Below are 26251 nucleotides of genomic sequence, written 5' to 3'. Positions count from 1 at the left end.
GCAGGGGGGCCAGGGCATCCTGCAGGGTGATGGCGTGGGGATCCAGCCCGTTTTCCGCCAGATTGGCCAGGGTGGCCCGCTCGCTGATGTGGGAGTCGGTCACGCAGACGGGGGCGTGGGCATGCAGATAGCCGGCCAGGGCGCCGAAGCCGTCGTTCATGATGATGACGGGGCCGTCAGGTGCCTGCTGCGATTCGGCAAGGTGGCTTATCAGGTACTCGTCCGCCGCATCCCAGGCCTGCAGGGGATCCTGGCTCTGCCGCGGGTAACGATACAGGGTCAGGCGGCAGTGGGCCGTGTCGAGCAGGGTTTGCATAGGCAAGAGTCCAACGTGTGATTGATGAATGGCGACCGTCTGCCCCGTGTTGCCAGGCAGCGGTGAAAGTGGCGCTATTCTAGCGGCGGCGGAGAAATTCACCAGTCCGGTACGGCGAGAGCGAGCTGATCCTTCGTACCTGATGCATCGGGCGCACAACCCTGGCTACAATGGCCGGATATTCAACGAGGAGTCCTTACCGTGAGCATGCAACAACAGATAGAGGCCAAGCTGGCCGCCGCGCTCTCCCCGAGCCACCTGGAAGTGATCAATGAAAGCTACATGCACAGGGTGGCACCGGGCTCCGAAAGCCACTTCAAGGTAGTCGTGGTGAGCCAGGCGTTTGAGGGACAGCGTTTGCTGGGGCGCCATCGTCAGGTGAACGGGGTGCTGGCCGACGAGTTGGTGGGAGCCATTCATGCATTGGCGCTGCATACCTATACCGAATCCGAGTGGCAGGCCCGGGAGCAGGCGCCAAAGACGCCGGGTTGCGTCAGCAAATCCCCCTTTGCGTGAGCCGTTGTACCTTCTGATGGCGCCTTCCTCGGGCCATTAACAGCGCTATCACGAATGGTGTGCCGCCAGGGATGAGGGGTGTAGCATTATTTTTTCTAATCCTTTTCCTTGCGCCTGGAAAATACCTCTATATGGTTAGTTTTGCGAAAAGTCCTTTAAAACCACGGTTTGCAAGGACGTGCGCGAAATATTCAGTGAAGGTTAATTTTGTGATAGGGCGGGGATTTTCCCCATTTGGCGTGGCGGCTAACTCGCCTAAGGTGGTAAACTCAGGCGCTTTTGAATGATCCTGTATGTTGCTGATTTGTTTATTTCTTCGACAGCTTTCCGCGATGTTGACGGGCTCATTCAACAACTCGTCGTGATGTATTTCTCGGCGCTAACCAACCTGTCTTCCCTTAACGGTAGTGCAAGTGAGTATGATTACAATTAAAAGAGGACTGGACATCCCCGTGCTGGGTGCTCCGGAGCAAGTAATCTACGATGGCCCGGCCATCACCCGTGTTGCTACACTCGGCGAAGAGTTCGTGGGGATGCGTCCTACTATGTTTGTCAAAGTAGGTGATCGCGTCATTAAAGGTCAGGAGCTCTTCGAAGATAAGAAGAATCCCGGCGTTAAATTCACGGCCCCTGCCACCGGTGTGGTTTCTGAGATCAACCGTGGTGCCAAGCGTGTTCTCCAGTCCGTCGTCATCGACATCAATGGGTCCGACGAGCAGGTGACCTTTGAGCATTTTGCCTCCGCCGAGCTGGCACAGCTCGAGCGCAGCAAGGTGCAGGAGATCCTGGTCGCATCAGGCCAATGGACCGCGCTGCGTACCCGCCCGTTCAGCAAGGTGCCGGCCGTGGGTTCCACCCCGCGCGCCATCTTCGTGACCGCCATGGACACCAACCCGCTGGCCGCCAGTGCGGAGCTGATCATCAAGGAACAGGCCCAGGCCTTCCTCGACGGTCTGGCCGTGCTGACCCGCCTGACCGATGGTACCGTCCACGTCTGCAAGGGCGAAGCCAGCCTGCCGCACTCCTCCCTGGCCCAGGTCAAGGAAGCCGTGTTCGTCGGTCCGCATCCCGCCGGTCTGCCGGGCACCCACATCCACTTCCTGGATCCGGTCGGTGCCAACAAGGTGCAGTGGCACATCAACTATCAGGACGTGATCGCTTACGGCAAGCTGTTCACCACCGGCCAGATCTTCACCGACAAGGTGATCTCCCTGGCTGGCCCGAACGTCATCAAGCCGCGTCTGCTGCGTACCCGTCTGGGTGCCAGCCTCAGCCAGCTGACCAACAACGAGCTGCGTGCGGACGAAAACCGCATCATCTCCGGTTCCCTGCTGAGCGGTGCCAAGGCCGAAGGGGTCCATGACTACCTGGGTCGCTTCCACAACCAGGTGAGCGTGCTGGGCGAAGGCCGTGAGAAAGAGTTCATGGGCTGGGTCAAACCCAGTGCCAACAAGTTCTCCATCACCCGTACCACCCTCTCTCACCTGATGAAGGGCAAACTCATCAACTTCACTACCACCACCAACGGTAGTGATCGCTCCATGGTGCCTATCGGCAACTATGAGCGCGTGATGCCGCTCGACATCCTGCCGACCCTGCTGCTGCGGGATCTGATCTCCGGTGACACCGACAGCGCGCAGGCGCTCGGCTGCCTGGAGCTGGATGAGGAAGATTTGGCGCTCTGTACCTTCGTCTGCCCCGGCAAGACAGAGTACGGCCCCGTCTTGCGTGAGTGCCTGACCAAGATCGAACTGGAAGGTTAAGCGATGAGTTTCAAGCAACTTCTTGAAAATATGGAACATCACTTCGAGCCGGGTGGCAAGTACGCCAAGTACTATGCCCTGTTCGAAGCGGCGTACACCCTGTTTTATACCCCGGGTTCCGTGACCCGCAATGCCGCCCACGTCCGTGATGCGATCGATCTGAAGCGCATGATGATCATGGTGTGGCTGGCTGTGTTCCCGGCCATGTTCTGGGGCATGTACAACGTCGGCAACCAGTCCATCGCCGCCATCGCCCACATGGGCAGCGCGGCCGGTGCCGATTCCTGGCAATACGCCCTGGCCACCCTGTTCGGTGCCTCGCTGGATCCGGCCGTCGCCGGCATCGGCAGCAAGATGCTGATCGGTGCGGCGCACTTCTTCCCGATCTACATCACCGTCTTCATCGTCGGTGGTTTCTGGGAAGTGTTGTTCGCCATGGTGCGCAAGCACGAGATCAACGAAGGCTTCTTCGTGACCTCCATCCTGTTCGCCCTGATCGTGCCGCCCGAGCTGCCCCTGTGGCAAGCTGCCCTGGGTATCACCTTCGGTGTGGTGCTGGCCAAGGAAGTGTTCGGTGGTACCGGCAAAAACTTCCTGAACCCGGCGCTGGCGGGTCGTGCCTTCCTGTTCTTCGCCTACCCGGGTCAAATCTCTGGTGATGCGGTCTGGGTTGCCGTTGACGGCTTCTCCGGCGCAACCGCACTGAGCCAGTGGGCCCAGGGCGGTCAGATGGCGCTGATCAACGGTGCCACCGGTGAAGCCATCAGCTGGATGGACGCCTTCCTTGGCAACCTGCCCGGTTCCATCGGTGAAGTTTCCACCCTGATGATCCTCATCGGCGCGGCCATGATCGTCTACATGCGTATCGCCTCCTGGCGCATCATCGCCGGCGTCATGGTCGGCATGGTCGCGACCTCCCTGCTGTTCAACGTCATCGGTTCCGATACCAACCCCATGTTCAGCATGCCGTGGCACTGGCACCTGGTGCTGGGTGGCTTCGCGTTCGGCATGGCCTTCATGGCGACCGACCCCGTTTCCGCTGCCTTTACCAACAAGGGCAAGTGGTGGTATGGCGCCCTGATCGGCGTGATGGTGGTGCTGATCCGGGTAGTGAACCCCGCATTCCCGGAAGGCATGATGCTGGCCATTCTGTTCGCCAACCTGTTTGCCCCCTTGTTTGACCATTTCGTGGCGCAGGCGAACATCAAGCGGAGGATCGCACGTGGCGTTTAATAAAGACTCTACTACCGGCACCCTCGCCGTAGTGACCGGTCTGTGTCTGGTCTGCTCCATCGTGGTCTCCGTGGCTGCCGTGGGTCTGCGTCCGGCCCAGCTGGAAAACAAGGCACTGGACAAGCAAAGCAACATCCTGTCCGTCGCCGGCGTCGACATCAGCGCCGTGGCCAAGCGTGATCTGGCCCAGCTCTATGGCGACAAGATTGAAGCGCGTCTGGTGGATCTGACCAGCGGTGAGTTCGTTGACGGCGACGCCGACAACTTCGACACCAAAGTCGCCGCCAAGGATCCGGCCAAGAGCATCCGTCTGGCCCCGGCCGACGACAAGGCCGGCCTGCGTCAGATCTCCAAGCTGGTTCCCGTGTTCTTCGCGAAAGATGCCGAAGGCAAGGTCGACAACATCATCCTGCCGATCTACGGCCAGGGTCTGTGGTCCACCATGTATGCCTTCGTAGCGGTCGCGGCCGACGGTCAGACCATCAAGGGCATCACCTACTATGACCACGGTGAAACCCCGGGTCTGGGTGGCGAGATCGAGAACCCGGCCTGGCGCGAGCTGTTCGTCGGCAAGAAGCTGTTCGACCAGAACGGTCAGCCTGCGCTGCGGGTGATCAAGGGCCATGCTCCGGCTGGTTCCGAGCATGAAATCGACGGCCTGTCTGGTGCAACCCTGACCGGTAATGGTGTACAGCACACCTTCGACTTCTGGATGGGCCCCAAGGGCTTCGGTCCCTTCCTGGCCAAGGTACGTGCAGGAGAAATCAACAATGGCTGACAAGAGCGAAATGAAAAAGTTGCTGTTGACGCCTGTGCTCGGCAACAACCCCATCGCACTGCAGGTGCTGGGTGTCTGTTCCGCGCTGGCCGTTACCAGCCAGATGAAGACGGCGTTCGTGATGACGCTGGCCGTTACCGCGGTCACCGCCTTCTCCAACCTGTTCATCTCTCTGATCCGCAACCAGATCCCTAACAGCGTGCGGATCATCGCCCAGATGGCGGTGATTGCCTCGCTGGTTATCGTGGTTGACCAGGTGCTCAAGGCGTATGCCTATGACATCTCCAAGCAACTGTCGGTGTTCGTCGGTCTCATCATCACCAACTGTATCGTGATGGGTCGTGCCGAAGCCTACGCCATGAAGAGTGCCCCGCTGCCCTCCTTCCTGGACGGTATCGGCAACGGTCTGGGTTATGGCGCCGTGCTGCTGACCGTGGCCACCGTGCGCGAGATCCTGGGTTCCGGCACCTGGTTCGGCATCGAGCTGCTGCCGCTGGTGAACAATGGTGGCTGGTATGTGCCCAACGGCCTGCTGCTGCTGCCGCCGAGTGCGTTCTTCATCATTGGTCTGATCATCTGGGGCGTGCGCACCAAGGATCCCAAGCAGGTGGAGGCGAAGGATTAAGGTATGGAACACTATATCAGTCTGTTGATTCGCTCGATCTTCATCGAGAACCTGGCGCTCTCCTTCTTCCTGGGGATGTGTACCTTCCTGGCGGTGTCCAAGAAGGTCAAGACCGCCATGGGTCTGGGGATTGCCGTTATCGTGGTTCAGACCGTGGCCGTCCCGGCCAACAACCTGATCTACAACTACGTGCTCAAAGACGGTGCCCTGGTATCCGGTCTGGATCTGAGCTTCCTGAGCTTCATCACCTTCATCGGGGTGATCGCGGCCCTGGTGCAGATCCTGGAGATGGCCCTGGACAAGTACTTCCCGGCCCTCTACAACGCCCTCGGTATCTTCCTGCCGCTCATCACCGTGAACTGCGCCATCTTCGGCGGCGTCTCCTTCATGGTGCAGCGTGACTACAACTTCGTTGAGTCCGTGGTCTATGGCGTGGGTTCGGGTGCAGGCTGGATGCTGGCCATCGTCGCGATGGCAGGGATCCGCGAGAAGATGAAATATTCCGATGTTCCGGAAGGCCTGCGTGGCCTTGGCATCACCTTCATCACCGCGGGTCTGATGGCGCTGGGCTTCATGTCCTTCTCTGGTATTTCCCTGTAATCGGAAAGGAAATATAGATGGAAATTATTCTGGGTGTGGTCATGTTCACCGTGATCCTGCTGGCCTTGGTGGCAGTCATTCTGTTCGCCAAGTCCAAGCTGGTGACCGCCGGTGACGTGACAATCAGCATCAACGGCGACCCGGCCAAGGCTGTGACCAGCCCGGCGGGTGGCAAGCTGCTTGGCGTGCTCGCCGGCAGTGGTATCTTCGTCTCCTCCGCCTGTGGCGGCGGTGGCTCCTGTGGTCAGTGCAAGGTGCGTGTGAAATCTGGCGGCGGCGACATCCTGCCGACCGAGCTGGATCACATCAGCAAGGGCGAAGCCCGTCATGGCGAGCGTCTGGCCTGTCAGGTCACCGTCCGTTCCGACATGGACATCGAGCTGCCGGAAGAGATCTTCGGCGTGAAGAAGTGGGACTGTACCGTCATCTCCAATGACAACAAGGCCACCTTCATCAAGGAGCTCAAGCTGCAGATCCCCGATGGCGAGAGCGTGCCGTTCCGCGCCGGTGGTTATATCCAGATCGAAGCCCCTGCCCACCACGTGCAGTACAAGAACTTCGATATTCCCGAGGAGTATCGTGGCGACTGGGATCGCTTCAAGATCTTCGAGCTGGAGTCCAAGGTCAACGAGCCGATCATCCGTGCCTACTCCATGGCGAACTATCCGGAAGAGTTCGGCATCATCATGCTGAACGTGCGGATCGCAACTCCGCCGCCCAGCAACTGGACTGCCCCTCCCGGCCAGATGTCTTCCTACATCTTCAGCCTGAAGGCTGGTGACAAGGTGACCATCTCCGGTCCGTTCGGCGAGTTCTTCGCCAAGGACACCGACGCCGAAATGGTGTTCGTCGGTGGTGGTGCGGGTATGGCGCCGATGCGCTCCCACATCTTCGACCAGCTGCGCCGTCTGAAGACCAAGCGCAAGATGAGCTTCTGGTACGGTGCCCGTTCCAAGCGCGAGATGTTCTATGTCGAAGACTTCGACATGCTGCAGGCCGAGAACGACAACTTCCAGTGGCACGTCGCCCTGTCCGATCCGCAACCGGAAGACAACTGGGATGGCTACACTGGCTTCATCCACAACGTGTTGTTCGAGAACTACCTCAAGAACCACGAGGCGCCTGAGGATTGCGAGTTCTACATGTGCGGGCCTCCCGTGATGAACGCCGCCGTCATCAACATGCTGAAAAACCTCGGTGTTGAAGACGAAAACATCCTGCTGGATGACTTCGGTGGTTAATCCATGCACAGCGTTGTAAAGACCTGGCTAGCCTTCGGGCTAGCCTTTTTCTTGACTGGGTGCGGTCAGGAAACGGTCCAATCGAAGCCGGAGATCCACATCACCGGCAGCACCATGGGTACCTACTACTCCATCAAGGTGGCAGATAGCGCCGTTCAGGATGCCGCCAGGCTGCAAGCCGAGGTCGACGTCTTGCTGGAGCGGGTCAACGATCAGATGTCGACCTATCGCCCGGATTCCGAGCTGTCACGCTTCAACCAGCACAAGAGCAATACCCCTGTGGTGGTTTCCCGCGATACCGCGCGGGTGGTGACCGAGGCCATTCACATTGGCCGCGAGAGCCGCGGGGCGCTGGACGTCACCGTCGGTCCTCTGGTCAATCTGTGGGGCTTTGGGCCGGATGCCAGACCGACCAAGGTGCCGTCCGACGAGCTGATCGCCCAGACCCGGCAGAAGACGGGCCTTGGCAATCTGCATGTGATAACCTCTGCCGATGCCGATACTCTGCAAAAGGACATCCCGGACCTCTACGTGGATCTCTCCGCCATTGCCAAGGGGTTTGGCGTGGACAAGGTGGCCGAGTACCTGGAGTCCCAGGGGGCGCGCAACTATCTGGTGGAGATCGGCGGCGAGCTGCGCATCAACGGTGTCAACGGCAAGGGGCATCCCTGGCGTGTCGCCATCGAGAAGCCGACCGTCAATGCCGGTTCCGTACAAGAGGTGATCCTGCCCGGTGACAACGGGGTGGCCACCTCGGGCGAGTACCGCAACTATTACGAGCTGGACGGCAAGCGCTTCTCCCACACCATGGATCCGCTGACGGGCAAGCCCATCCAGCACCGCCTGGTGTCGGTGACCGTCATCCACCCTTCCTGCATGACTGCAGACGGGTTGGCGACCGTGTTCATGGTCATGGGGCCGGAGAAGAGCCTGGCCTATGCCAAGGAACGGGGGCTGGCCATCTTCACCATCACCAAGACGGATGACGGGTTCGAAGAGGCCTATTCGGATGCCTTCAAACCATATCTGGTCAAGAAGTAAGGGGTAACTACATGCAGATCTTTCTGATCACCTTCGGGGTGTTTCTGATGGTCGTGGTGGCCATGGCCATCGGCTACATCTTCCAGCGCAAGTCCATCTCCGGCTCCTGTGGCGGCCTGGGTTCCATCGGGATCGAGAAGGAGTGCGACTGCCCCGAGCCTTGCGACAACCGCAAGAAGAAGATGGCCAAGGAAGAGGCCCGTCGCAAGATGCTGGTGGACAACCGCATCATCTAACGGCGGATATCGCTCTGAAGGCAGCCTTGCAACGAAACGAGCCGACCCCTGGGTCGGCTCGTTTTTTATGTGGCATGGGGTCAGTAGTCATATTGGCTGCATGCCTTTGCCTTGAACTCTTTCTTTCGCTTTGCCAGCTCTTCCCTGGTGCCCAGTTCATCTCCCTGCCTGATGGCGGTTTCCAGTATCTCGATGCGCTTGTACAGCCAGCTGCATTCGGCTGTCGGGTGATCCTTGGCCATGGTCGCTAGCGGCAACAGCAGCAGGCAGAGCCCCGCCCGGATGATGCTCATGCTTCTCCTCCTTGAGTCTCGTGTGGATGTGGCCTTGAGAGTCTATGCCGCCGCGCCCGCGCGCAGACTGGCAGAAATGACAGGCTTGGGGTAGCATGATTCAATCTACTGGTTATCTATACAGTTGTGTCGTCGGCAGGCCGTGCCCCTGGTGGCCACGCGACCGGCACCGACACAGCAACAGACACGGCCATGCGCAAGATCATTCACATCGACATGGACTGCTTCTTCGCCGCGGTGGAGATGCGGGACAACCCGGCCCTCAGGGAGGTCCCGCTCGCCATCGGTGGCGCCGCCGACCGACGCGGAGTCATCTCCACCTGCAACTACGTGGCGCGCCGCTTCGGGGTGCGCTCCGCCATGCCGAGCGCCCTGGCCAGAAAGCTCTGTCCGCCATTGGTGCTGATCCCCGGGCGGATGGCCGTCTACAAAGAAACTTCGCGTCAGTTGCGCGCCATCTTCCTGCGCTACACCGAGCAGGTGGAGCCGCTCTCCCTCGATGAAGCCTATCTCGACGTGACCCAGAGTCCCCGCTGCGGTGGCAGCGCCACCCTGATGGCGGCGGAGATCCGCGCCGCCATCAGCGCCGAGCTTGGACTGACTGCCTCGGCCGGTGTGGCGCCGAACAAGTTTCTGGCCAAGCTCGCCTCGGAGCAGCGCAAGCCTGACGGCCTGTTCGTCATCCGCCCCCAGGAGGTGGACGAGTTCGTGCGCCAGCTCCCCCTTGGCAAGCTGCCCGGCATCGGCCGCAAGACGGCAGAGCGGCTGGAGTCCCTCGGGCTGTATTCGTGCGAAGATGCCCGCCAGCTCGGCAACGAGGAGCTGATCGCCCGTTTCGGCAAGCTCGGGGAGATGCTGGCCAGCCGCATCTGGGGGCATGATGATCAGCCGGTGCAGGCCAGGCGGGTGCGCAAGAGCATCGGTGTGGAGACGACGCTCGCCAGCGACGTGCTGGACGAGGACGCCTGCTGGCAGGTGCTCAGCCGGCTCATTCCCGAGCTGGAGCAGCGTTTTGCCAAGGCCTGCCCTGCGGAGATGCTGATGGGGCAGGGGATCAAGTTGAAGTTTGCCGATTTTCACCAGACCACCGTCTACCGCAAGGGGAGTTATCAGGCGGCCCGTTTCCACGATCTGCTGCACGAGGGACTGCAACGGGCTCAAGGAAAGCCCATTCGCCTGCTCGGTCTGGTCGTTGGTTTGCCCGGAGCGGGTGAAATCAATCAATTAAGCCTGGATCTCTGCTGATTTAGTTAAGTTTTTGTATCCAAAACCGATACAGTGTTCACATCTGTAGACGTTAGGAAATAGTGGCATGAGTTCTCTTTCTGTTCAGGGACGGATCACCCTGATCGCCGGTTGCTGTCTGCTGGCCAGTGCCGTCGCGCTGGTGGCTTCTTCTCTTTTCAACGCGGCCCGCATGCAGGAGCAGGTGCTCACCTCCACCACCCTGGAGGGGCAGCACGCGGCAGAAAACTGGATGCAGGCTATGGGGGCGACCCAGGCAGCCCGGGTGACCAGCTACCTCGATGAGGCTTACTTCAGGGCTACCCTGCTTGCCGAGGGCATCTTGTTCCAGCGCAAGAACGCGGCCGACAACTTCGTTCACTCCGAGGCGCTGCGCAATGCCGTCAACCAGCAGTTGCAGGATGCGGCGGAGTCGTCAGCGAACCTGCTCGGTGTCTATGCGGTATTCGAACCCAACCAGCTCGACGGGGAGGATGACAACTATCAGGGGTCGACGGCGCTCGGCGCCAACGACAAGGGGCGTTTTTCCAGCTATTGGGCCAGGGTCGACGGCAAGGTCAACCTGGAGGTGATGGACGAGGCGATGCTGGCCAACGACAAGCCCTCCGGACACGGCGGCCTTGAGAACGACTGGTACAGTTGCAGCATCCGCAGCAAGGCGCTCTGTCTGCTCGAACCCTATGTGGACGAGGTGGGGACCCAGCAGGTGTTGATGACCTCGGTGACCGTGCCGTTGCTGGACCAGGGCTCCCTGCTTGGCATGGTGGGGGTCGACATCTCCCTGGGGACCCTGCAGAGTCTGGTGGAAGAGATGGGCCGGACCCTCTACAAGGGGCAGGGCAAGGTGCTTCTGCTCAGCAGTGAAGGGCGGGTGGCCGGCGTAGAAGGGTTCCCGGTCGCCCTTGGCAATCTGCTGGAGCAGCAAGGGCTGGCGCAGGATCTCAAGGGGTGGCTGACCAAGGGAGATGTGGTGACGCGCTGGAGCCCGGATGGCGCACTGTTGCAGACCTTCGTGCCGGTCAGCATGCGCGGTACGGATCGCAAGTGGGGCATCTATATCGAGCTGCCCCGCGCCGTGGTGCTCGCCTCGGCCCTGCAACTGCAAGGGGAGCTTGAGGATCAGGCCCAGCGCAGCGTGGCCACCCAGCTCACCATAGGTGGCGGGATTTCGGCGCTCGCCCTGCTCTGCATCTGGCTGATGGCCCAGCGCATCGTGGCGCCCATCCGCGCCGTGGTGGCACGCCTCAAGGACATCGCCAGCGGGGAGGGGGATCTCACCCAGCGCATCGATCTGCGCAGGGATGACGAGATAGGCGAGCTGGCCAAGTGGTTCAACAACTTCCTGGACAAGCTGCAATCCACCATCAGCCAAGTGATCGACACCGTTGCGGGCACTCGGGCCAGTGCGGCCCTGGCTGCGCAAGGGGCAGCCCGTACCAGCGCCGGCATGCAGTCCCAGTATCAGGAGGTGGATCTGGTGGCGACCGCGTTTGAAGAGTTGAGCGCTACCGCCCTGCAGGTCGCTGGCAATGCCAATGCGGCGGTGGCGGCGGCCGATGAGGCCGACACGGCGGCCCAGGAGGGCAAGTCCGTGGTGGCGCAGACCCAGGAGGCCATGTCCAGACTGATGACGGTGATAAGCGATGCCAAACCAGTGGTGGAGCACCTCTCTGCCAACAGCGACAACATCAACGACATCCTGGTGGTGATCCAGGGGATTGCCGAGCAGACCAACCTGCTGGCCTTGAACGCGGCCATCGAGGCGGCCCGAGCCGGTGAGCAGGGGCGCGGTTTTGCGGTGGTCGCCGACGAGGTGCGCAACCTGGCGGGACGAACCCAGAACGCCATCGTCGAGATCCAGAACCTCATCGGCCAGTTGCAGTCGGGGACGGAGGCGGTGGTGAAAGCGATCCTGACCGGTCATCACCAGGCGGATCTGACCCTCACCAAGGTGGAGCAGTCGGTCAGCGTGCTGGAGCAGATCATCCAGGCGGTCGGCACCATCCACCAGATGAACGAGCAGATCGCGAGGGCCGCGCAGGAGCAGAGCGGAGTGGCGGACGAGATCAATCGCAACGTCAGCAACATTCGCGATGTGAGCCATACCATTCGGGCGGAAGCGGCGACCTCCGCCGACAACGGGCGCGAGCTGTCGCAACTGGCGGACAAGCAGCAGCAACTGGTGGGCCAGTTCCGGGTGTAGGGGAGGATAAGAAAAAAGGCGCCATCCAACCGGAGGCGCCAAACACATTCAGATGACAGACTGGGTTAAATCGACCTGATTTAGCCCTTCTTCCCGCAGAGGAAGAAACACAACACCACAATCACTGTCGACTCACTCACAAAAACCACATGTAAACCAACATGGAAGAGAAGGTGTGAGCCATATGACAACGAATTGCGTGGCGAATTATGTTTATTCACTGGTCGACCCGCAACCGACAATTTATAATGCGCCCCATTAGAAAAATTCATCGTCGGCCGATTCCATGTCTCGTCGTTTACCTCCGCTCAATGCACTGAAAGCGTTTGAAGCCGCGGCTCGTCACTTGAGCTTTACCCGCGCAGCAGAAGAGCTGTTCGTGACCCAGGCAGCCATCAGCCACCAGATCAAGGCGCTGGAGGAGTATCTCGGCATCAAGCTGTTTCGCCGCAAGAATCGCTCCCTGCTACTGACCGAGGAGGGGCAGAGCTACTTCCTCGACATCAAGGACATCTTCGCCTCCATCTCCGAGGCGACCGACAAGCTGCTGGCCCGCAGCGCCAAGGGGGCGCTCACCGTCTCCCTGCAGCCGAGCTTCGCCATCCAGTGGCTGGTGCCCCGCCTGGTCAAGTTCAGCGAACGCCACCCGGACATCGATGTGCGGATCAAGGCGGTGGACATGGACGAGGGGTCGCTGACCGACGACGTGGACGTGGCCATCTACTACGGCCGCGGCAACTGGCCGGGTCTTCGTTCGGACAAGCTGCACACCGAGTACCTGATCCCGGTCTGCTCGCCCCTGTTGCTGACCGGCCCCAAGCCCCTGCGCACCCCGGACGATCTGACCCGCCATACCCTGCTGCACGACACCTCCCGGCGCGACTGGAAGGCCTGGTTCCGCCAGCTCGACATCGATGCCCCCAATGTCAATCAGGGGCCCATCTTCAGCCACTCCACCATGGTGATCCAGGCGGCGATCCACGGTCAGGGGGTGGCGCTCGGCCACAGCGTGCTGGCCCAGCCGGAGATCGAGGCGGGTCGTCTCATCTGCCCGTTCGAGCAGGTGCTGGTGAGCAAGAACGCTTTCTATCTGGTGTGTCAGGAGCAGCAGTCCGATCAGGGCAAGATAGTGGCCTTCCGTGACTGGATGCTGGAACTGGTGGAGCAGGAAGAGGCCCGCAGGCGTGCCCGCCTTGCCGATGCCTGAGGAGTTGACCTGGTGACTGACCTGACAAGAGAGGGGGCGAGTGACGCCCCCGTTCGCATTCTGCTGGCCCACGGCGCGGGGGCGGGCATGGAGCACAGCTTCCTGGCCGAGTTGTCGCGACTGCTGGCGGGGCCGGAGATCGAGGTGGTGCGCTTCAACTTCCCCTACATGACCAAACGGGCTCAGGACGGCAAACGCAGGCCGCCGGACAGACAACCCGTGCTGCTGGCTCACTGGCGCGAGATGGTGCGCCAGTTTGCCCATCCCCGGCTGTTTCTGGCGGGCAAGTCCATGGGGGGAAGGATGGCGGCCGAGCTGTTTTGCGAGGGGGGCGACGAGATGGATGCTGCAGGATTGATCGTTCTCGGGTATCCTTTCCACCCCCCGGCCAAGCCCGACGCATGGCGGGGCGAGGTGCTCAAGCAGATCACGACGCCCACGCTGCTGCTGCAGGGGGAGCGCGATACCTTCGGTTCCCGCGCCGAGCTGGCCGATTTCCCCTTCTCACCCGCCGTATCGGTCCACTGGCTGACCGACGGGGATCATGGTTTCAAACCGAGAAAGGCGAGCGGCATGAGCGAGCAGGAGAACCTGCGCCTGGCCGCGGAGCGGATCAAGGGTTTTATCGCGGCGGTGGGGCGCTCCTGACCATCTCGAGCGGGTCGAGAGAAGAAGCGTGCAAGGAGAGAAGATGCAGATCCAACGACATTGGCTGGTGCTGGCGGGTTTCTTCGGCCTGACGGCCACCATGCTCGGGGCCTACGGCGCTCACGGGCTGGCGGCGACCGGCATCGCCCCTTCGTTGCTGGCGGCGTTCAACACCGCCGTGCAATACCAGTTTTTCCACGCCCTGGCCCTGCTGGTGCTGGGGTTGTGCGGCGTGCGCGGCAAGGTGATCACCTTCGCGGGCGCCGTCTTTGTGCTGGGGATCCTGGGATTCTCCGGCAGTATTTACGCCATGGTGCTGCTTGGCAGCAAGGGGCTGGGGCTCATCACCCCGGCCGGTGGCCTCTGTTTTATGTTGGGATGGGCGGCTCTGATGTGGGCCGGCTGTCGTCTTGGAGGAAAGAATGAATAATCTGCTGCTTTATTGCCGCCCGGGTTTTGAGAAAGAGGCGGCGGCAGAGATCACCGAGCGTGCCGGCAACATGCAGTGCTACGGCTTTGCCCGGGTCAAGGACGACAGCGGCTATGTGATCTTCGAGTTGTATGACGAGGAGCAGGCCGATCTGCTGGCGCGCAAGTTGCCGTTCCGCGAGCTCATCTTCATTCGCCAGATGCTGGTGGTGACTCACGAGCTGAAAGATCTGGAAATAAGCGATCGGGTCTCTCCCATCCTGGAGGCGGCGAGCGGTTACGCCATCTGCGGTGATCTTCGGGTGGAGACGGCCGATACCAACGAGGCGAAGGAGCTCTCCGCCTTCTGCCGCAAGTTCACCGTGCCGCTTCGCCAGGCGCTGCGCAGCAACGAGATCCTGACCAAGAAGGAGACCCCGAACCGTCCCGTGTTCCACGCCTTCTTCCTGGCCAATGACCACCTGATGCTGGGGTACTCCTACTCCTTCAACAACTCTGCCTTCCACATGGGGATCCCGCGCCTGCGATTCCCGGCCGATGCCCCGAGCCGCTCCAGCCTCAAGCTGGAAGAGGCGTTCTACGTCTTCGTGCCGAAGGAAGAGTGGGACTTGCGCCTGTGCTCCGGCCTGAAGGCCGTGGATCTTGGCGCCTGCCCGGGTGGCTGGACCTATCAGCTGGTGCGTCGCGGCATGATGGTGACGGCGGTGGACAACGGCATGATGGCCCAATCCCTGATGGACACAGGTCAGGTGAAGCATATCCGTGACGATGGTTTCGTGTGGCGGCCGAGCAAGAAGAATACCTACTGGCTGGTGTGCGACATGGTGGACAAGCCGGCGCGAGTGACCCACATGGTGGCCGACTGGTTCAGGGAGAACGACTGTCAGGAAGCCATGTTCAACCTCAAGCTGCCGATGAAGAAGCGCTACGCCGAGGCGGTGCACAACATCGAGGTGCTGCGCGGACTGCTGGCCGAGATCGACGGCGGTTTCATCATTCAGGCCAAACAGCTCTATCACGATCGCGAAGAGATCACGGTGCACGTCTACAACAAGTTCTGGGTCTCCAAGCTGGCACCCAAGTCCTGAAGCAGCATCGGGAACAGGGCATGAAAAAACCGGACGGCGACGTCCGGTTTTTTTGTGTCTGGGTCATCAGAAGCGGTAGTCCAGACGCATCATGGACTCGTCGTCGGTGATCTTCAGCTCAATTTGTAGGGGAATGGTCTTGTCACTGGGGTTGAACTGCATCTTGACGCCATCCCCGCGAAGCTTGACCGAGGTGTTGATGCCGCCAGCGTTGAACTTGATCCTGGGCTTTTGCTTTTCGAAGGAGAGGCTGACGCTCTTCTCTGCCGTGAGGTTCAGCTTCTGATAGGGGGTGACCTGCCGATTGCCGTTGCTGTCGGTGGTGATATCCACCCCCAGAGAGAGCGGCTTGGGCTGTTTGAGCAGATCGTTGGTATCCAGAGTGGATTGCCAGGTCTGCTTGGCTGGCGCCTCGTGCTGGGGAGGCGGCGTCAACCAGGCATTGTCGACTGGCCTGTCTAATGCCGTGGCACTGCTGCTGACGATCAGCAAGATGAAAGTAGCACGCATGGTGGATCTCCTTATCCCTCATATCAACATAGTATTCATCTGGCGAGGGAGGTAGGGAGGCGTTGGCATAAAACAAAGGGAGCCGAAGCTCCCTTTTAAAATCATATGGTTGGATTCTATTTATAGACGGTCGATGATGGCCTGAGTGAATTCGCTGGTGGACGCTGTGCCCCCCAGGTCACGGGTCACCCGATCACCGGACTCGATGGTCGCCCGCACGGCCTCGCGAATGCGCTCCGCCTTGCCCTGCATGCCGAGATATTCCAGCATCTGGATGGAGGCGAGGATCACCGAGGTGGGGTTGGCGATGTTCTTGCCGGCGATGTCCGGCGCAGAGCCGTGCACCGCTTCGAAGATGGCGGCCCCTTCACCGATGTTGGCGCCCGGCGCCATGCCCAGCCCCCCCACCAGACCGGCACAGAGATCCGAGAGAATGTCGCCGAACAGGTTGGTGGTGACCATCACATCGAAGCGCTCCGGGTACATCACCAGGTTCATGCAGGCGGCGTCGACGATCATCTCCTCGTTCTGGATGTCCGGGTAGCGGGCCGCGACCTGACGGGCCACTTCCAGGAACAGGCCGGAGGTGGACTTGAGGATGTTGGCCTTGTGGATGATGGTGACCTTCTTGCGTCCTTCCTGGCGCGCCAGCTCGAAGGCGAAGGTGACGATGCGCTCGGCCCCTTCCCGGGTGATGATGCTCATCGCCTCGGCGCTCTGGTTGTCATCGCTGCGCTTCTGGCCGGCACCGGAGTACATGCCTTCGGTGTTCTCGCGCACCGTGATGATGTCGATGTTGTCGTAACGGCTCTTGGCGCCCTTGAAGGAGAGGACGGGGCGCACGTTGGCGTAGAGATTGAACTTCTTGCGCAGGGAGACGTTGATGGAGGTGAAGCCGCCGCCGACCGGAGTGGTGAGCGGGCCTTTCAGGCTGACCTTGTTCTTCTCGATCAGGTCGAGGGTGGCCTGGGGCAGCAGCTCGCCATGTTTTTCCAGGGCTACCAGACCGGCGTCTGCGTATTCGTAGTCGAAGTCACAACCCGCGTGGGTCAGGATCTGGATGGCGGATTCGATGATGCTGGGGCCGATGCCGTCGCCCGGGATGACGGTAATCTTTCTTTTTGACATGAGGCGTATCCACTTCTAGGGAACAGAGGGGGAGGATTCGTCGGCTTTATACCATTTTTGCACCACATCCTCCATGTTTCTTTACATTTTACCCATTTATGTCAACAGGTACGGCCTGTCTTGGGAAATGGTGTGCTGGGGATCACGCCCCGGCATCAGGGACGGGAGGGTAGCGGATCTCCCGCAGGTTGAACCCGAGCGGGATATCGTGCTGCAGCCGGACCAGGCGTTGGGCCAGCAGGGCCTCTTCCCGGTGCTGGCGCAGCTTGAGCAGGGGTCTGGTGGCCTCCTCCCGCTCACAGGCCTCCAGCATGGCAGCCAGGTCCCCGTATTGCTGCAGCAACTGGGTGGCGGTCTTGGGGCCGATGCCGGGCACCCCCTTGATGTTGGAGCCGCCGATACCGGTCAGGGCCCAGAAGTCCACGAGCTGGGTCGGTGTAACGCCGTACTGCTGCTGGACGAAGGCGGCATCCAGCCAGCGTTTGTTGAAGTAATCCCGCACCCGGATCTGCGGGCAGATGAGCTGGCAGAACCCCTTGTCGGTGGAGATGATGGTGGCGCTGGCGCCGTGCTGGGCAATGCCGCTTGCCAGGGTGGCGATGAGATCGTCCGCCTCGTCGGTCTGGGAGAGCAGGGCATCCACACCGCACTCCCAGAAGGCGTCCTGCAGGTCGGCAAGCCCTTCTCTCAGCTCATCCGGCATGGGGGTGCGGCCCTCCTTGTAGGGGGGATAGAGCGTCTTGCGCCAGCTGTGGACCTCACCGTCAAAGACCGCGATGGCGTGGGTCGGCTCGCTGGCCGCCAGGAGCTTCTTGCAGGTGTTGATGAGGTTGGCACGGGTGGCGAGCAGGGCCTGAGCCGGGGTCAGTCCCTGCTGGCTCTGCACCGCGTGCAGTCGGCGGATGAGGTTGAGGGCATCGATGATGAGCAGGTGTGGCATGGGGCACTCCGGGCGTCGGGGGAGGCCATTGTAACAATGGTGGCGTCTCCTGCTAACCCCGTAGAAGACCAGTCAATGAAAGAGGGGCCCATGGGCCCCTCCGGTGCGGTGCATTGTGATGTCCCGACTATTTGACTATCTCGTAGCAGGGAACGTACTGGCTGCCCGGCAGCTTCATGCGCTGCTGCTTGACGAAGCTTTCCAGCAACCTGTCCATCAGGTGCATCAGCTCCTTGTCGCCGTGCAGCTTGAAGGGACCCTTCTTCTCGATGGCCCTGATGCCCCCTTCCTTGACGTTGCCTGCGACGATGCCTGAGAAGGCGCGGCGCAGGTTGGCTGCCAGCAGCTGGGGCGGCTGGTTGCGATGCAGATCCAGGCTGGCCATGCTGGCGTGATCCGGCTCGAACGGCAGCTGGAACTCGGGCTCGATCCGCAGGGACCAGTTGAAGGAGTAGGCATCTCCCACCGACTTGCGGTATTCGCGGATCTTCGGCATCGCCTCCTTCATCACGCGGGCCACCTCGGGCGCATCGCCGATGATGATCCGGTAAAGACTGGTGGCGGCTTCCCCCAGGGTTGCCTTGACGAAGTCGTCGATGGCGCGGAAGTAGTCGGCGCTCTCTTTCGGGCCGGTCAGCACGATGGGGATGGGTTGGCGATCGTTGGCCGGGTGCATCATGATGCCGAGCAGGTAGAGCAGCTCCTCGGCAGTTCCGACCCCGCCCGGGAAGATGATGATGCCGTGACCCAGACGCACGAAGGCTTCCAGCCGCTTCTCGATGTCCGGCAGGATCACCAGCTCGTTGACGATGGGGTTCGGCGGTTCGGCGGCGATGATGGAAGGCTCGGTGAGACCGATGTAACGGCCGTTGCGCACCCGCTGCTTGGCGTGGCCGACGGCGGCCCCCTTCATGGGGCCCTCCATGGCACCCGGACCGCAACCGGTACAGATGTTGAGCTCGCGCAGACCCAGCTCGCTACCCACCGCCCGGGTGTACTGGTATTCCACCTCGTTGATGGAGTGGCCGCCCCAGCAGACCACCAGGTTGGGATCGGCGCCGGGCAGGATCGCCTTGGCGTTGCGCAGGATGGCGAACACCACGTTGGAGATATGGGTGGAGCTGGTCAGGTTGACCAGACGATTGGACTCGAGCTGGGTCGACACATAGAGAATGTCCCGCAGCACGGAGAACAGGTGCTCCTGGATGCCGCGGATGATCTCGCCGTCGACGAAGGCGTGCTCGGGGGCGTTGAACAGCTCGAGCTTGACCCCGCGCTCGCGCCGGATCACGTGAATATCGAAGGATTTGAAACGTTCCAGTATCTCTTTGGAACTGTCGGTATGGCTGCCGGAGTTGAGGACCGCCAGCGAGCAGTTGCGAAACAGTTGATAGATATCGCTGGAGGCCGTCTGCTTGAGGCGATCCACCTCGAGCTGGGACAGCAGGTCCATGCTGCCCACGGGATTGATGTGTGTAATCATAATTTCCCCTTTCACTCGCTTGTTATCGTTGTGCTTTCCCTGGGGAGAAAACGGGATGCTTTGGCATCCCTCGGGTTCGATAGTAGAGGCAAGGGGGTGGGCAGGGGAATAGGGGGACTGTGCGTTTGCCGCTTTTTTAGCCGCCCCTCAAAGCGGATTCAGGCGAGATTGACCTGATCCCGGCCGGAGTGCTTGGAACTGTAGAGCGCCTTGTCGGCACGCTCGAACGCATCCGTGGTATGGTCGCCGGTCCGAAACAGGGTGGCACCGATGGAGATGGTGATCTCGACCCTGGCATCGCGAAAGCGGAACGGGATGCTCTTGATGGTCTGACGCAGGTTCTCCAGCGGCTTCTGGTACTTGTCCGGATTGATGTTTGGCAGCAGGACCACGAACTCCTCACCGCCAAAGCGGGCGATGAAGTCGGTGTCGCGCAAGGCGTTCTGCAGGGCCTTGGCAACTACCTTCAATGCCTTGTCGCCGGCCATGTGGCCGTAGTTGTCATTGATGTGCTTGAAGTGGTCGATGTCGATGATGGCCAGGCACAGGGGGGTGCCATAGCGTAGCCAGCGTTTGTATTCGAGCTCGAGCCGCTCGTCCAGGGCCGCCCGGTTGTGTACCTGGGTCAGGCTGTCGAGGAAGAGCTTGTGTTTCTGGATGGTGAGCCGCTTCTTGTACTCGGCGGTCTCGTCCTTCATCAACCTGAGCTTGGCTTCCATGTTGGAGAGGTGGGTGAGCAGGTGGCGCTCGCGGTTGGCCATCTCCTCCCGCTCCTGCTGCAGCCGGCGGATGGTGTCCAGATGCCCAGAAATGGCGCCCCTGAGTATTTGTGGCGAGTCATGGGCTGCCATGGCGCGATCGATGGCGGCGAGTTCCCGCTCCAGCGCCTGTCCGCTGAGATGGGCGGCATTTTGCAGCGCCCGCCCTTCATCCAGGGATTCGGTAAAGCTGTAATGGACCGAGGAGAGACTCTCGTTCAGGGTGCTGAGAAACGCCTGGGAGGCTTTGCGCTCTTCCCGGGTACCCTCGATGATGAGTTCGATGATCTGCAGGCAGACTTCGGCCAGCAGGGCAGGGGTGATGCCCCCGAGCAACTGGCGGCGGATGTCTGCGAGGCTCTCGCCCACGGCGCCGGCAAAGTCGAGCTCGGTGATGAGACGCTGCAACTCGTCTGAAATCTGGGCATGTGCCTTGACGTCAAAGGAGTCGGTAGGGGCCGGGCTGGAGAGCTCGGTGGGGATCTCCGCCGAAGGGGGGATCAGCGGCTTGCGCGGCAGCAGCTGGATCTTGATCGCCTGCTGGTAGAACTCCAGCAGCCGGATCACCTTCTTCTGGTGATCGCCGATGCCGTAACTCTCCGGGCTGGCGAGAAACTCCTTGAGGGCGCGGCGGGTATCTTCCGGAAACCCTTTGATGGTTTTGAGCTGTTTGCTGCCGAGATCAATGGCTGCCCGGGTCAGGCTGATGGACTCTTCCATGGTGTGGCTGTGCTGCTGCAACAGCTTCTCGATGGCGTTCAGATCGGCATCGATGGAGGTAAGAGGAGGGTTGCCTTCAAGTTTCTGCTTGAGCTTGGCGAGCCGGTTGTCGAGCTCGCGATCGTGGCCGCGACAGGCTTGCATCAACTTGCCGATGAACTGGATACTGCGGGTGCGTTCGGCATCGGAGAAGCTTGCCATGCCGTCAAGCTCCTGCTGTTTCTGCTGGAGGGATTCCCTGAGTCTTGCCAGTTGTCCTGTTACGGCAGCCATATCATTCATTCTTCAGGTCGCCCTGTTGTCATTATCGTTTTTGTTTCGTCCAGCAACAGAAAGCCAATCAAAGACCCCGTTGAGTACCTTTTTGTCACGGATTGTCCGCAACCTTCGTCCGTGAAAGCGCAAGCCAGTTAACCCATTGCTTTTCATGAGAAGAATTTACTTTTACCAGTCCCTTGTCAATTGCCATCAAGCAGCATTGCCACACATCTCCGTTAAAAAATGCGGCCTGCTGGCAATCGATGGCGGCCAGCTCAAGCCAGACGCTCTGCTGGTATTTTTCGCTGAGCTGAATGGCTCCCGAGAGGGCCAGGTAGCAGAGATCGAACAGGCCGTGGTGATCGAGGGCCATGGCCGCCTTGGGCAGGAAGGGATGACTGACGATGCCGAGGCTGATGCGCCTGTCCAGCGGGTGCTCGCAGGGGAAGGCTGCCAGGGTGTCGAGCAGGGTCTGGGCCAGCTGATGTAACTGGGCCACGTGACGCTGGGGCACCACATAGAGCAGGTGGCCTTCGCGCAGGTCGTAGATGCGGCCATCCTGCGGGGTCAGTTCGTTGACGTAGCGGCCGAAGGCCTGCTCTATCTCGCGGCTGACCTGATAGCCGTGTTGCTCCAGGCTGTTGATCAGGAAGGGAACCCGGAACAGCAGGTAGTGCAGCTTGTCGTCAAATTCGCTGGTGGGGCGTTCGCTCAGGTACCAGCGCTCGGATTTTTGCTGGCGCTTGGCCATCTCCCGCGGCCAGCGGCTCATCAGTCGCTGCCAGTTGGCCAGGCCGCTGCGCGGCTCTACCAGCAGGGCCTCTCCCAGCTGTTTGGCATGAAGGCGCGCGACCCGCAGTTTCAGCCAGAGGGTGAAGAACAGATAGATGAAGAGTGCCAGCAGCAGCCCGGTGCTGACGCTGGTCCAGAGGTATCGCTCCTGCTGGTGCTGGCTGACGTCGAGTTGCTGTTCCAGCTCCTTGACCTGTTGCACCCGCTCCACCTGGGCGTAGTTATCGCGCACCGCCTCCTGCTCCAGCGCCAGCTGTTGCTGGCGAACCAGTTCGCTGCGCTGGTGGTAATTCTTGTAGCTCTCCAGGGCCTGCTGGAGGTAACCCTTCTGCTCATAGGCGACGGAGAGCAGGCGGAAGATCTCGAATTGGCGCCGGATGTCCCCAATCCGGTTGGCCAGGGTGAGAGCGTTCTCCAACTGCAGGATGGCGATGCCCGCCTCCTGCTGCTTGAGGTGCAGCTCTCCCAGCAACAGCAGGGTGTCGATGAGCGACTCCTTGTCATCCCCCAGCTCATGGGACTGGCGTGCGGCGTTCAGGTAGTTTCGCGCCAGGTTGAGGTTGCCGGTCTGCAGGTAGGTCTTGCCTATCTCGAACTTGAGGTGGGCGATGCGGGTGCGGTGGCTGCTCTCATCCAGCAGGTCGAGGGCATTGAAGAAATAGACCAGCGCCATGTTCATCTCGCCCTGATCCCGGTTGAGGCGGGCGAGCACGATCAGGGCGTCGCTCAGCATGGAAGGATTGCCGAGAGCATGAAAATAGTTGGCCGCCTCGCTGGCGTATTGCAGCGCTTTTTGTGGCTCCTGCTCTTCCTGATAGAGGCTGACCATCTGGTTCGAGAGCAGGCCGAGGAAGAGGGGATCCTGCAGGGGCTTGGCTTGCTGTTGTGCTTCGATGTACTCCCCCAGTGCAAGCTGGGGCTGACCCAGAGCCTGATAGAGATCCCCGCCCACGGCGCTGGTCCAGGCCCTGGCCAGAGGCTGTTTGGCGTGATCCGCCCATTTGCGGGTCTCGGCCAGCTGCTGTTTGGCGAGATCGAATTGCCGCTCCTCTATGCTGGCGTTGACGCGCAGCAAGCGGCTGTAGACCTGCAACTGGCTCTCCTTGAGGTCGGGATTGGCCAGCAGTTTGTCGAGTTTGTCGAGCAGGGGGGCCGCGGCGCCATGGGTATGCTGTTGCAGGTTGCGGCTTCTAACCAGCAGATAGAGCCCATGTGCCTGCAGCTCGAACTGCTGCTCTTTCTCGGCCATGGCGATGCCCTGCTCAAAGGACTCCTGTGCCGGTGCGAACTGCCCTAGCTGCTGCAGACACTCCCCCTTGAGCAGATAGGCGCCCGTGGTCTGGGTGGCGGTACCGTAGTTCAGCATCGGCTCGCGATAGCCGTACTCCTGACGGTTGCTGATGATCTGCTTGGGATTGTTGGCCGTGCGTTCGAGGAAGGAGGTGGCAATCTGAGCACATCTGGCGGGATCGGTCAGCACCAGGGTCTGGGCCTGCTGCAGGTCGATGGACAACTGCTCCTTGGCCAGATCCAGATCAGGAGCCGACAGGGAGGACATCATCATTGCCAGAAAAAACAGTTGATTCATTGGATTAAGAACGGCACGGAGGTGCAGGCATGTTATCCAAGCCCACCCCCGCCCGTCCAGAGTTTACTGAGGTGATGCACAGCCGGCCGCAGCCCGCAGGATGGCGGCGCCGGTGATTACTGGCGAATGAGGCGCAGGTTCGCCGGAACCGGCTCCCAGTCGCTGCGGAAGGGGTTGATGTCCAGGCCGCCGCGGCGGGTGTAACGGGCATGGACGGTCAGTTTTTCCGGGGCGCAGAAGTGCTTGAGATCGGTAAAGATGCGCTCGATGCACTGCTCGTGGAACTCGTTGTGCTGGCGGAACGAGATGAGGTAGCGCAACAGCTTCTCCCGGTCGAGACGCGGGCCGCGATAGTGGATCACCACGGATCCCCAGTCCGGCTGGCTGGTCACCAGGCAGTTGGACTTGAGCAGGTGGCTGTGCAGGGTCTCCTCCACGATCTCGCGACCGGCGGCCCCTTGCAGCAGGGTTTCGTCAAACTCGTAGCCATCCACCTCGATATCCAGGTTGTCGATGCACTCACCGGGCAGCTGGGCTATCTGGTGGGGGGCCTGGTCGAGGGTGAAGAGGGTGACGCTCACCGGGGCACCAGCGCAGCCACTCAGGTCCTGAACCAGCAGCGCCTGCACTGCCTCCAGGGAGTCGCAGCGGGTCTGGTTGAAGGAGTTCAGGTAAAGCTTGAACGACTTGGACTCGATGAGATTCGGGCTGGTGGCCGGCACAAAGACCTCCCCGATGGCAACCACGGGCTTGCCTTTGGCATTGAGCCAGGAGAGTTCATACAGGGTCCAGACGTCGCACCCCTGGAAGGGCAGTTCACCTCTCAGGCCAAGATCGTCGCGGTTCAGGCTGCGTGGCACGGGCTGCAGCAGACTCGGGGTGTACTGGCTGATGTAGGCGGACTGCTGCCCCAGGCTCAGGCCTTGCAGCGCACTGGCGCCGGCGTATCTCTCTTGTTTGCTCATGCTGGTTTGCTCACGCTTGTCTGATAAGGGGTTTGATGGTGCAATGGCCCGATTTTTCGATCAGGTACTTGCGGCCATCAGAGGCCGCTATTGTGGGGAATATCGATGTCGGATCAAGTCCTGTCTGCCCTGGAGCAGTTCTTTTTACGCTGGCAGCGCGATGGCGAAGGAAGGCGGGGGCTGCCCCTGTGTGACTGGGAGGCCGACTGGCGCTCTCCTTGCGAGCTGGATGAACCCAGGGAGGGTCGGGTCGCCTGGCGTCCGTTCCAGCGGGAGCAGGCAGCCGACTTCACGGCCATGGCGAACGCCCTGGAGCTGACCCTGCATCCCAGCGCCATCGCCCTGTTTGGCCACTGGTTCAGCCGCCCTCTGCCCTGCTCTTTCAAGGGGCTGCGCATCGAACTCATCCTGCCGTGGAACGACGCCGATCTGGATCTGCTCAAGGAGAACCTCATCGGCCACCTGCTGATGCTGCGCAAGTTGAAGCGAGCCCCTTCACTCTTCATTGCCACGACCCGCAACGAGATGACGCTGGTGTCCCTCGATAACGAGAGCGGCCAGGTGTGGCTGGAGTGGCTGGACTCCGGACGGCGCCTGACGCTTTCCCCCTCGTTGCCGGCCTTTCTGGCGCGACTGGAAACCTTGCCCCAGTGATGCCCCAAAAGAGAGGGCCTTGCCACCTGGCAAGGCCCTCTCTTTTTATTGCGCCATTGTGCGCGGTGGGCACCTACTCCTTGAAGTCCCAGGAGAGGTTGGACACCAGCCTGCAAGGCTCGCACCTGAAGTCGAAGATCTCGTGCAGGGGGGCGGCCAGCGCCCATGGACCACCACAGCCAGGGCAGGGGCGAGCCCGCTCTTCGGCGGCGCTCAGGCCGCCTACCCGGTAGAGATAGTAATAGGTGGGGATGCCGCTCAGGAGCTCCAGCCGTCTGGCGAGATCGCTGCCCCGGCGATGAAGGCGGCTGCCCACCTCGCCGATTTCGTGCAGGGCGGCGTGTTCGGCGATGGAGCCGTTCATCTGCAACTGATCGCAGGCTTCCCAATCTTCCTGCCACTTGATGATCTGCTTGTGGTCACCGTTGGCGACGGCGGGCAGCCGATAGAGCGGGATGGGAGCAAAGTGATCGCCACAGCGCAGGGGAGAGCAACTGTGCAGGAAGCTGGTGTAGAGCAGCATCCAGCTGGGACGCTCCCCCTGCTCTGCGCACGGGTCCGTGCTGTCCGAGAGCAGATCCGCCCCTTGCAGGTGAAGTTTGGGGGCGAGCAGGCCCGCCTGGTGCAGACCTTGCTCGGCAAGGGCGACCAGCTCGCTCTGGTTGTCAGGGTGCAGGCTGTCCTGCTCCGGGCAGACCACCCGACTGACGAAATAGCCTTCGTGCATGCTGGTGGGAAACTCCCGCCCCAGGATCTGACCCTGATAGCGCAGCATGTCGAGGTAGTGGACGATGGCCCGCTCTGCCTCCCTGAGGGACGTATTGCGGTAGCACTCAAAGGTGAGTTCGAGGATATACATGGCGATGGGTCAATCCGGCTTCTGGTTGAGCAGCAGGTCGGTGAGGCGATCGACCTTCTGCTCCAGCCGGGCGAGCTGTTCGCTCAGTTGCTGAAGAGTGACGCTTTCCGTGGCCAAGGGGGACGCCTCGGGGG

Annotated in this window: 25 protein-coding genes and 1 pseudogene; 16 read left to right on the top strand and 10 right to left on the bottom strand. The window is 61.0% G+C overall.

What is annotated here, in order from left to right:
* Window positions 1-316 (bottom strand): annotated as a pseudogene (locus tag BN1120_RS09780) (23S rRNA (guanine(1835)-N(2))-methyltransferase); the annotation flags it as partial.
* Window positions 317-523: 207 nt separating this feature from the next.
* Here BN1120_RS09780 and BN1120_RS09775 point away from each other — a divergent pair.
* From BN1120_RS09775 to nqrM, 9 genes are all read left to right on the top strand, one after another.
* A complete protein-coding gene (locus BN1120_RS09775; protein WP_042015888.1) occupies window positions 524-832 on the top strand; it encodes a BolA family protein in 309 nt (102 codons plus the stop codon).
* A gap of 419 nt (window positions 833-1251) precedes the next feature.
* Window positions 1252-2595, top strand: a complete 1344-nt coding sequence (locus BN1120_RS09770) for a Na(+)-translocating NADH-quinone reductase subunit A (protein WP_042015885.1) — start codon at window positions 1252-1254, stop codon at window positions 2593-2595.
* A gap of 3 nt (window positions 2596-2598) precedes the next feature.
* Complete coding sequence (locus BN1120_RS09765) at window positions 2599-3828, top strand: NADH:ubiquinone reductase (Na(+)-transporting) subunit B (RefSeq protein WP_010673367.1); 1230 nt, start codon at window positions 2599-2601, stop codon at window positions 3826-3828.
* Window positions 3818-4606 (top strand): Na(+)-translocating NADH-quinone reductase subunit C, encoded by a 789-nt coding sequence (locus tag BN1120_RS09760; RefSeq protein ID WP_029313922.1) that lies wholly within the window; start codon window positions 3818-3820, stop codon window positions 4604-4606. The genes BN1120_RS09765 and BN1120_RS09760 overlap by 11 nt, the downstream gene beginning before the upstream one ends.
* On the top strand, window positions 4599-5231 hold the full coding sequence (locus BN1120_RS09755; RefSeq protein ID WP_005303545.1) for an NADH:ubiquinone reductase (Na(+)-transporting) subunit D: 633 nt from the start codon (window positions 4599-4601) through the stop codon (window positions 5229-5231). The genes BN1120_RS09760 and BN1120_RS09755 overlap by 8 nt, the downstream gene beginning before the upstream one ends.
* A gap of 3 nt (window positions 5232-5234) precedes the next feature.
* Complete coding sequence (nqrE, locus tag BN1120_RS09750; RefSeq protein ID WP_005303538.1) at window positions 5235-5831, top strand: NADH:ubiquinone reductase (Na(+)-transporting) subunit E; 597 nt, start codon at window positions 5235-5237, stop codon at window positions 5829-5831.
* A gap of 17 nt (window positions 5832-5848) precedes the next feature.
* Window positions 5849-7072, top strand: a complete 1224-nt coding sequence (gene nqrF, locus BN1120_RS09745; protein ID WP_010673369.1) for an NADH:ubiquinone reductase (Na(+)-transporting) subunit F — start codon at window positions 5849-5851, stop codon at window positions 7070-7072.
* 3 nt (window positions 7073-7075) lie between these two features.
* Window positions 7076-8113, top strand: coding sequence for an FAD:protein FMN transferase (locus tag BN1120_RS09740; RefSeq protein ID WP_029313924.1), 1038 nt, complete (start codon window positions 7076-7078; stop codon window positions 8111-8113).
* 11 nt (window positions 8114-8124) lie between these two features.
* Window positions 8125-8349: a (Na+)-NQR maturation NqrM gene (gene nqrM, locus BN1120_RS09735; protein ID WP_010673371.1), complete on the top strand. Its 225-nt coding sequence runs from the start codon at window positions 8125-8127 to the stop codon at window positions 8347-8349.
* Window positions 8350-8429: 80 nt separating this feature from the next.
* Here nqrM and BN1120_RS09730 read toward each other — a convergent pair whose 3' ends face one another.
* Window positions 8430-8642, bottom strand: coding sequence for a hypothetical protein (locus BN1120_RS09730; RefSeq protein ID WP_039040708.1), 213 nt, complete (start codon window positions 8640-8642; stop codon window positions 8430-8432).
* Between the two features lie 192 nt (window positions 8643-8834).
* Here BN1120_RS09730 and dinB point away from each other — a divergent pair, with 192 nt between their 5' ends.
* The 6 genes from dinB to rlmM all read left to right on the top strand — a co-directional run bounded on the left by dinB (window position 8835) and on the right by rlmM (window position 15462).
* Complete coding sequence (gene dinB, locus BN1120_RS09725) at window positions 8835-9887, top strand: DNA polymerase IV (protein ID WP_042015882.1); 1053 nt, start codon at window positions 8835-8837, stop codon at window positions 9885-9887.
* A 67-nt stretch (window positions 9888-9954) separates the two neighbouring features.
* Window positions 9955-12090, top strand: coding sequence for a methyl-accepting chemotaxis protein (locus BN1120_RS09720; protein ID WP_042015878.1), 2136 nt, complete (start codon window positions 9955-9957; stop codon window positions 12088-12090).
* 286 nt (window positions 12091-12376) lie between these two features.
* Window positions 12377-13297, top strand: a complete 921-nt coding sequence (locus BN1120_RS09715) for a transcriptional regulator GcvA (protein WP_029313926.1) — start codon at window positions 12377-12379, stop codon at window positions 13295-13297.
* A 12-nt stretch (window positions 13298-13309) separates the two neighbouring features.
* On the top strand, window positions 13310-13945 hold the full coding sequence (locus BN1120_RS09710; RefSeq protein ID WP_042015876.1) for an alpha/beta fold hydrolase: 636 nt from the start codon (window positions 13310-13312) through the stop codon (window positions 13943-13945).
* 43 nt (window positions 13946-13988) lie between these two features.
* Window positions 13989-14375: a DUF423 domain-containing protein gene (locus BN1120_RS09705; RefSeq protein WP_010673377.1), complete on the top strand. Its 387-nt coding sequence runs from the start codon at window positions 13989-13991 to the stop codon at window positions 14373-14375.
* Complete coding sequence (rlmM, locus tag BN1120_RS09700) at window positions 14368-15462, top strand: 23S rRNA (cytidine(2498)-2'-O)-methyltransferase RlmM (protein WP_039040704.1); 1095 nt, start codon at window positions 14368-14370, stop codon at window positions 15460-15462. The genes BN1120_RS09705 and rlmM overlap by 8 nt, the downstream gene beginning before the upstream one ends.
* Before the next feature lie 66 nt (window positions 15463-15528).
* Here the strand turns inward: rlmM and BN1120_RS09695 are convergent, their stop codons facing one another.
* From BN1120_RS09695 to queF, 7 genes are all read right to left on the bottom strand, one after another.
* Window positions 15529-15972 (bottom strand): hypothetical protein, encoded by a 444-nt coding sequence (locus BN1120_RS09695; RefSeq protein ID WP_041211281.1) that lies wholly within the window; start codon window positions 15970-15972, stop codon window positions 15529-15531.
* Between the two features lie 120 nt (window positions 15973-16092).
* Window positions 16093-17100: an isocitrate dehydrogenase gene (locus tag BN1120_RS09690; protein WP_042015875.1), complete on the bottom strand. Its 1008-nt coding sequence runs from the start codon at window positions 17098-17100 to the stop codon at window positions 16093-16095.
* A gap of 142 nt (window positions 17101-17242) precedes the next feature.
* Window positions 17243-18040, bottom strand: a complete 798-nt coding sequence (xni, locus tag BN1120_RS09685; protein WP_042015872.1) for a flap endonuclease Xni — start codon at window positions 18038-18040, stop codon at window positions 17243-17245.
* A 127-nt stretch (window positions 18041-18167) separates the two neighbouring features.
* Window positions 18168-19523, bottom strand: coding sequence for a nucleotide 5'-monophosphate nucleosidase PpnN (gene ppnN / locus BN1120_RS09680; protein WP_010673382.1), 1356 nt, complete (start codon window positions 19521-19523; stop codon window positions 18168-18170).
* A gap of 158 nt (window positions 19524-19681) precedes the next feature.
* Entirely contained in the window at window positions 19682-21283 is a 1602-nt protein-coding gene (locus BN1120_RS09675; protein WP_042015871.1) for a GGDEF domain-containing protein, read from the bottom strand.
* A gap of 85 nt (window positions 21284-21368) precedes the next feature.
* On the bottom strand, window positions 21369-23639 hold the full coding sequence (locus tag BN1120_RS09670) for a hypothetical protein (RefSeq protein ID WP_042015870.1): 2271 nt from the start codon (window positions 23637-23639) through the stop codon (window positions 21369-21371).
* A gap of 116 nt (window positions 23640-23755) precedes the next feature.
* Window positions 23756-24604, bottom strand: a complete 849-nt coding sequence (gene queF / locus BN1120_RS09665; protein WP_042015869.1) for an NADPH-dependent 7-cyano-7-deazaguanine reductase QueF — start codon at window positions 24602-24604, stop codon at window positions 23756-23758.
* Window positions 24605-24709: 105 nt separating this feature from the next.
* On the opposite strand from queF, the gene syd reads away from it, so the two are divergent.
* On the top strand, window positions 24710-25258 hold the full coding sequence (gene syd / locus BN1120_RS09660) for a SecY-interacting protein (RefSeq protein WP_042015868.1): 549 nt from the start codon (window positions 24710-24712) through the stop codon (window positions 25256-25258).
* A 73-nt stretch (window positions 25259-25331) separates the two neighbouring features.
* Here the strand turns inward: syd and BN1120_RS09655 are convergent, their stop codons facing one another.
* Entirely contained in the window at window positions 25332-26117 is a 786-nt protein-coding gene (locus tag BN1120_RS09655) for a Zn-ribbon-containing protein (RefSeq protein ID WP_042015866.1), read from the bottom strand.
* Window positions 26118-26251 lie beyond the last annotated feature (134 nt).

Source organism: Aeromonas caviae (assembly GCF_000819785.1).
GTDB lineage: Bacteria > Pseudomonadota > Gammaproteobacteria > Enterobacterales > Aeromonadaceae > Aeromonas > Aeromonas caviae.
The sequence above is the reverse complement of the archived record's forward strand: the minus strand, read 5'-3'. Positions and strand labels throughout refer to the sequence as shown.